This window comes from Mesorhizobium sp. M7A.F.Ca.MR.362.00.0.0 (genome assembly GCF_004023175.1).
In the GTDB taxonomy this organism is placed as follows: Bacteria; Pseudomonadota; Alphaproteobacteria; order Rhizobiales; family Rhizobiaceae; genus Mesorhizobium.
On sequence record NZ_RZTF01000102.1, the window covers coordinates 1 to 4,889 of the forward strand.

Genomic DNA, 4,889 nt, shown 5'->3' on the forward strand with positions numbered 1-4,889 from the left:
TTCTTCGACCGTGTCACGGGTCTTTATATAGGTCAGCGCCCGCTTGGCGCGCTCCAGCGACGTGCCCTCAAGCCCTGTGGTGCGCGATGCGATGCCGGCCATCTCCTCGAAAACGCCGTTGCAGTGAAGGACCAGATCGCAGCCCGCCGCAAGGATCGATGCCGCCTTTGTCGGGAAATCCCCAGAAAGTGCCTTCATCGAGGTGTCGTCGCTCATCAGCAGCCCGTCGAAGCCGATTTCGCGCCGGATGATCTCGTCGATGACCTTGCCGGAGGTGGTCGCCGGATTGTTGGGGTCGATCGCGCTGTAGACGACATGGGCTGTCATCGCCATCGGCAGATGGCTAAGCTCCTTGAACGGGGCGAAATCATGCCGCTGCAGATCGCTGAGCGAGGCATTGACCACCGGCAGTTCGAAATGCGTGTCGGCAAAGGCACGTCCATGGCCCGGAATATGCTTCATGACCGGCAGCACGCCGCCCGACATCAGCCCTTCCGCGGCTGCGCGGCCGAGCTCGATCACCGGTCGCGGATCCTTGCCATAGGCCCGCGCGCCGATGACATCGCTGGCGCCTTCGATCGGCACGTCGAGCACCGGCAGGCAATCGGCTGTGATGCCGTAGCGCAGCAGGTCGAAGGCATGCAGCCGCGCCATCAACCAGGCCGCTCGGGCGCCGGCATCATGATCGTCGCGCCACCGCGCGCCGAGCGCGCCGCCGGCGGGATAGTTCGGTGCCAGCGGCGGTCGCAAGCGCTGCACACGGCCGCCTTCCTGATCGATGAACACCAGCGCGTCCGGACGCCCTATGCAGTCCCGCATCTCGGCGACCAGATCGCGGATCTGTTCGGTCTCGCCAATGTTGCGCGCAAACAGGATGAAGGCCCACGGGCATTCATTGCGATAGAAATTGATTTCTTCGCGGGTAAGCGATTTCCCGGCACAGCCGAGGATCATGGATTTTGATTCGGTCATGTCGGCAGTTTAGGGCTTTGTGCGATCAAAGGGAATCGCCAGGGACTCATCCGGGATAACGCCGGATCTGCTTTCCCCATGAAAAAAGCCGGCGCGGTGGACCGCGCCGGCTTTTGATGGTTGGCCCCGGCTTTAGCGCGAGACGAAGCAGTTGCCGCCGGCGGCCTTGTAGCTGGTGCACAAATTGATCGCGTCATTGCGTGACTGGGCCGGAACGCGCACGCGGTAGAACGTGCCTTTTCCGGCGATCTCGGCCTTGACGATGTTGGCGGTACGCCCGGCAAGCACACTGCCATAGCGGCGCTGCAGATCCTGATAGCTGGACTGGGCGCTTTCGACGGTCGGCTGCGAGGCGATCTGCATCGACCACGAGCCACCGCCGGCCGCGGTCGATGCGGGATCTATGGACGCAACCTGATCGGGCTTGACCTCGCCGACAACATCGACCGGCTGGTCGGACGGACGCTGCGGCGCGAGCGGAACCTTTGCCGGCGTGTTCGCCGATTGGGCCTCGGCTTTCTGCTTGGCGACCGGCTTGAGGGCCGGCTCGTCGTCCGCCTGGGCGGCGGCAGGCGCCACGGTGCCGGTCTGGTCCGCGTTGGCTTGGGCCGCTGGGGCAACATGCTGCGGCGCCGGATCGACCGGCTCGGTAGCGGCCACTAGCGGCGCGGCGGGCGCCGCCGGATCTTCACGCGGCACCAGCGAGCCGTCCGACTTGACCACCATGGTCCTCACCTTGCGCGGCGCAACGGCGACGACATCGGCATTGGTGCCCTTGTCGGCATCCTGCAGCACCTGCGCAATGCGGTCCTCGGACTTGGGCGCGGGCGCCGTATTGTCGGCAGAAGCGTTGTCGGCCGAAGCGGCGCCGGCCATCGGCGCGGCATTGCCGACATCGGTTCCAGCGGCGGCTGCATTCTGGTCCGGCGAAAGGTCGATGGCGCGGGCCGGATCTTTCGCCTGGACGTCCACTGGCTCTTCGACGTTGGTGACCAGCTTTTCCTGGACCGGCTCGGCTGGCTTGGCACCCCTGACCGCGTCGTAGACCTTGTTGTCCTGATTGGGCACCACGGCGCCGCCCGGATTCTCCGGCTTGACCTTGATCGGCGCGTTGTCGGCCTTGACGATGACAGGCGCTTCGCTGCCGCCCTTGCCGCCAAAGGACAGCGCAAAGGCACCGAGACCGCCCGCGACCGCGACCGCGCCGACAATCGCGGCGATGAACAGTCCGCGTCCGCGCGTCGGCCTCCCGGCCTCACGCTCGCCGAGACCCGGAACAGCCATAGCCTCGTCGAGTTCGGGATCGTAGTCGAGTTCATCGACAGTAAAATCATCGGCTTGCGAAACCGGCTGGCTCCCTGGCAGGCCGTCGAGGTCGAAGCCGGAGGCGTCGGCATAACCCGTGGGCGCCGCCGCGCGGGCGGACATGTCCATCGGCCGCGCGGCATAGGTCCGCGCTTCCGGCTCATAGCCCGGCTTGACCCCGTCATAGCCCGGCTTGACCCCGTCATATGCCGGCTTGAGGCTGTCATAGCCCGGCTTGAAGCCCGCGGCATAGGAGTCATCATCGTAAGACGCGCTGGCCACATTGCTCGTGGGAACAGGAGCGACCTCCACCGCGTTCATCTCGGAGAGAAGGCTGGAGAACTCCGCATCGAGATCGTCGTAGCCGGGCGACGCCGGCTGGTCTTCCTCGAAGTGCAGTTCGGGAATATCGAGATCGTCGGCCAGCGCGACGACACGCTCGGGTACATCGACCGTTTCGACGTCGGGCATGTCTTCGTAATGCGCAGGCTGGCGCGATTGGGGCGCCGACACCGGGGCAGCGGGAGCCACGGCCTCGACCGGCTCGGACGAACGGTAGGACGTCATGGCGGCGACTGCCGGCGCGGCGGCCACGGATGCCACCGAAGCGGCCGGCTGAGCAAACGCAGGCTGAGCACTGAATGACGGCTGCTGCGGAACCGGCGTCACGCGGCTCCACGAACGCGTCGGCTCTGCCGGTTGGGAACGCTCCGCAAGCCAATCGAGAGAATCCGCCGAATTGTCCCGGTCAGCGGCTTCGTCACGCGGATCAAGATCCTTGGGCAAAGCCGCGTCGAACGCATCATCGTCGAAATCGACATCGCCAGCCGTGTGCCAAGTCGTATCCTGGGGTTCATCAAGCATAAGGTCGTCAATATCCGCATCGGCCGCTTGGGCCGTGCCAACATGCCGGTCCTGCTCAGGCGCGGGTTCGTCAAGATCCCAGTCGAGGTCGCCGACAAGATCGGCCGGTTCCTCGGCGGGCTCGGCAACAGGCGGCAGGGCGGCGACAGCCGGCTGAGCCGTGAGGGGCTCACTGGCCAGCGGCGCCGTGCGCGCCGTCATGGCACCCAGCAGCGCATTCAACTCGTCTTCCAGGCTCCGTTCGTCCGCGGCCGGGGCATGCGCCGCCGGCGCAACATGAGCCTCTGGCGCCGCCTGCTGGACCGTAGCGGCAGCAACCTCGGCGACCGGCTCTTCGGCCGTTTCGGCAAACGCGTCGTCCAAACTCAGGTCGAAGGCATCGTCCGAAATGCCTTCAGGGATGGGAATGTCGCCGTTCGCGTCAGTGATATCGACAAGCGCATCATGCGCGTGCGGCTCGTCGAAGGCATTCGGCTCATCCGCGCGAACGTCGAAATCCATGTCGACATCAGCCATCGCGTCGTCGAAATGGCCGGCAAAGCTCTCATCGGAGATTGCATGGCCGTCACGCGCCGCCTGCTCCGGCATGGGATACTCGACGGGCTCGGCGGCCATGAATGACTGTTCGGCCGCCGAATGGTCGTCGAGCACCAGCTCGTCTTCAAGCGAGACTGACACCGCATCGTCGAATTCGTCATCGGAGGCAACTGGCTCGACAGAAGCGGGCGTGTCGGCACCGGCGTACTGGGCCTCTTCAGCGTACTGGGCCTCTTCGGCTTCCTCATCGATCCGGAGATCCTGGTCGAGCGAAATGGCCAGCTCGTCCGCCATCGAATGATCGTCCTCGAAGGGAGAGACGTCCTCAAGCGAACCGGCGACGGCATCGTCAAAATCAGACGCGAAAGCCGGCTCGACGGACGGCGCCGCTTCAGCTGCGACCGCATGGCTGGCGCCGGCGACGTGATCGTCTATCTCAGCCATGTCCAGTTGGAAATCGTTGTCGAGCGACACCGAAAGCTCATCGTCCATCGCGCTGGCGTCAGCCGCTTCGAATGCCGGCTCATGCACGAAGGTCGGCTCATGAGCCTGAACAACCGGAGCGGCGTCGCTGTCGTCAGCGCCGAACTCGCCCATCATTTCTTTCTCGAGATCGATATCGAAATCGCCCTCTTCGAGCCCGTGATCGGCGGCTGGGGCCTGCGGCTGGGCGGGCGATTGCGGCCTGACCGGCTGGCGCGGGTCGAATCCCATGATCCTGGTCAGCTCCGCGAATGGATCATCGTCAGCGATGTCGTTGTTGTCGGCTACTCTCAGCTGGGTTCTGTCTGCCATTATTGTTCCCGAACTCGCACTCATTCGGACGCCATGGACGTCGCGTAGGGTTGGCCCTTACCAGCGCAATGTGGGCAAAAGGTGACAGGTTATTTAGTCAAACCTAACGCATTTCGGTGGGCGCGGCGGCTCCGATCAACGTCAGGCCGGACGTCAAAACGTCCGAAACAGCCTGCACCAGCCCTAGTCTGGCATGCGTCAATTGTCGGTCGTTAACCTTAACAAAACGTAAGTCCGGATTATCCGTGCCACGGTTCCAGTGTCCGTGGAAGCTGGAAGCCAGATCATAGAGGTAAAATGCCAGCCGATGCGGCTCGAGCGCAAGGGCGGCGGACTCGATCAGCCGCGGGTATTCGGCAAGCTTGCGGATCAGGCCGATCTCGCCCTCATCGGTCAGCAATGCCGCGGCCGACGCC

The 4,889-nt window shown here is 64.5% G+C and carries 3 protein-coding genes; all 3 read right to left on the minus strand.

Features of this window, described 5'->3' with window-relative positions; all coding sequences use genetic code 11:
* Window positions 1-972 (minus strand): beta-N-acetylhexosaminidase (nagZ, locus tag EOC06_RS15155; RefSeq protein WP_128308157.1); only part of this gene is annotated, 972 nt, incomplete at its 3' end.
* Window positions 973-1,104: 132 nt separating this feature from the next.
* Complete coding sequence (locus tag EOC06_RS15160) at window positions 1,105-4,473, minus strand: SPOR domain-containing protein (protein ID WP_128308158.1); 3,369 nt, start codon at window positions 4,471-4,473, stop codon at window positions 1,105-1,107.
* A 103-nt stretch (window positions 4,474-4,576) separates the two neighbouring features.
* A partial coding sequence (locus tag EOC06_RS42600) for a DALR anticodon-binding domain-containing protein (RefSeq protein WP_245469623.1) occupies window positions 4,577-4,889 on the minus strand: 313 nt, incomplete at its 5' end.

Excerpts from the sequence above, each read along its gene's own strand:
- EOC06_RS15160 (WP_128308158.1), bottom strand. The coding sequence starts at position 4,473 with ATGGCAGACAGAACCCAGCTGAGAGTAGCCGACAACAACGACATCGCT.